Source organism: Kitasatospora sp. NPDC001175 (genome assembly GCF_053598215.1).
In genome coordinates this window covers 1-2103 of sequence record NZ_JBSFJU010000197.1, presented here as the reverse complement: position 1 = coordinate 2103, position 2103 = coordinate 1, and the positions used below count along the sequence as shown (strand labels likewise).

Genomic DNA, 2103 nt, shown 5'->3' with positions numbered 1-2103 from the left:
CCTACGGGAGGCAGCAGTGGGGAATATTGCACAATGGGCGAAAGCCTGATGCAGCGACGCCGCGTGAGGGATGACGGCCTTCGGGTTGTAAACCTCTTTCAGCAGGGAAGAAGCGCAAGTGACGGTACCTGCAGAAGAAGCACCGGCTAACTACGTGCCAGCAGCCGCGGTAATACGTAGGGTGCGAGCGTTGTCCGGAATTATTGGGCGTAAAGAGCTCGTAGGCGGCCTGTCGCGTCGGATGTGAAAGCCCGGGGCTTAACCCCGGGTCTGCATTCGATACGGGCAGGCTAGAGTGTGGTAGGGGAGATCGGAATTCCTGGTGTAGCGGTGAAATGCGCAGATATCAGGAGGAACACCGGTGGCGAAGGCGGATCTCTGGGCCATTACTGACGCTGAGGAGCGAAAGCGTGGGGAGCGAACAGGATTAGATACCCTGGTAGTCCACGCCGTAAACGTTGGGAACTAGGTGTTGGCGACATTCCACGTCGTCGGTGCCGCAGCTAACGCATTAAGTTCCCCGCCTGGGGAGTACGGCCGCAAGGCTAAAACTCAAAGGAATTGACGGGGGCCCGCACAAGCAGCGGAGCATGTGGCTTAATTCGACGCAACGCGAAGAACCTTACCAAGGCTTGACATACACCGGAAACTGGCAGAGATGTCAGCCCCCTTGTGGTCGGTGTACAGGTGGTGCATGGTTGTCGTCAGCTCGTGTCGTGAGATGTTGGGTTAAGTCCCGCAACGAGCGCAACCCTTGTTCTGTGTTGCCAGCATGCCTTTCGGGGTGATGGGGACTCACAGGAGACTGCCGGGGTCAACTCGGAGGAAGGTGGGGATGACGTCAAATCATCATGCCCCTTATGTCTTGGGCTGCACACGTGCTACAATGGTCGGTACAAAGGGCTGCGATGCCGTGAGGCGGAGCGAATCCCAAAAAGCCGGCCTCAGTTCGGATTGGGGTCTGCAACTCGACCCCATGAAGTTGGAGTTGCTAGTAATCGCAGATCAGCATGCTGCGGTGAATACGTTCCCGGGCCTTGTACACACCGCCCGTCACGTCACGAAAGTCGGTAACACCCGAAGCCGGTGGCCTAACCCGTATGGGATGGAGCCGTCGAAGGTGGGACCAGCGATTGGGACGAAGTCGTAACAAGGTAGCCGTACCGGAAGGTGCGGCTGGATCACCTCCTTTCTAAGGAGCACATAGCCGACTGCGAGCGAATGTCTCGCACGGTTGCTCATGGGTGGAACGTTGACTATTCGGCACGGTTCGGGATCGGCCACTAGTACTGCTTCGGCGTGGAACGTGGGTTTGTGACTGGGTCGTGTCGGGCACGTTGTTGGGTCCTGAGGGAGCGGCCGTTTGGCTGGTACCTCATGGTTGCCGGTCTCATGTGAAGGAGTCTCGTGTTCGGGGTTCTGGAGTGTGGGTGACTGGTCGTTGTTTGAGAACTGCACAGTGGACGCGAGCATCTGTGGCCAAGTTTTTAAGGGCGCACGGTGGATGCCTTGGCACCAGGAACCGATGAAGGACGTGGGAGGCCACGATAGTCCCCGGGGAGTCGTCAACCAGACTTTGATCCGGGGGTTTCCGAATGGGGAAACCCGGCAGTCGTCATGGGCTGTCACCCGCTGCTGAACACATAGGCAGTGTGGAGGGAACGCGGGGAAGTGAAACATCTCAGTACCCGCAGGAAGAGAAAACAACCGTGATTCCGGGAGTAGTGGCGAGCGAAACCGGATGAGGCTAAACCGGTATGGTGTGAGACCCGGCAGGGGTTGCCGTATCGGGGTTGTGGGAGTGAGCTTCAGTTGTCTGCCGGCGGCTGGGCGAGTCAGAAACCGTATGGGTAGTCGAAGGACATGCGAAAGGTCCGGCGTAGAGGGTAAGACCCCCGTAGACGAAATCTGTACGGCTTGCTTGTTCATTTCCCAAGTAGCACGGGGCCCGAGAAATCCCGTGTGAATCTGGCGGGACCACCCGCTAAGCCTAAATATTCCCTGGTGACCGATAGCGGATAGTACCGTGAGGGAATGGTGAAAAGTACCGCGGGAGCGGAGTGAAATAGTACCTGAAACCGTGTGCCTACAAGCCGTGGGAGC

Annotated in this window: 2 rRNA genes; both read left to right on the top strand. The window is 57.9% G+C overall.

The annotated features are described in order from the left end of the window. Nucleotides 1-1192, top strand: a 16S ribosomal RNA gene (locus ACWDAK_RS41080); the annotation flags it as partial. Between the two features lie 285 nt (nucleotides 1193-1477). After that, nucleotides 1478-2103: ribosomal RNA gene (locus tag ACWDAK_RS41075) — 23S ribosomal RNA — on the top strand; the annotation flags it as partial.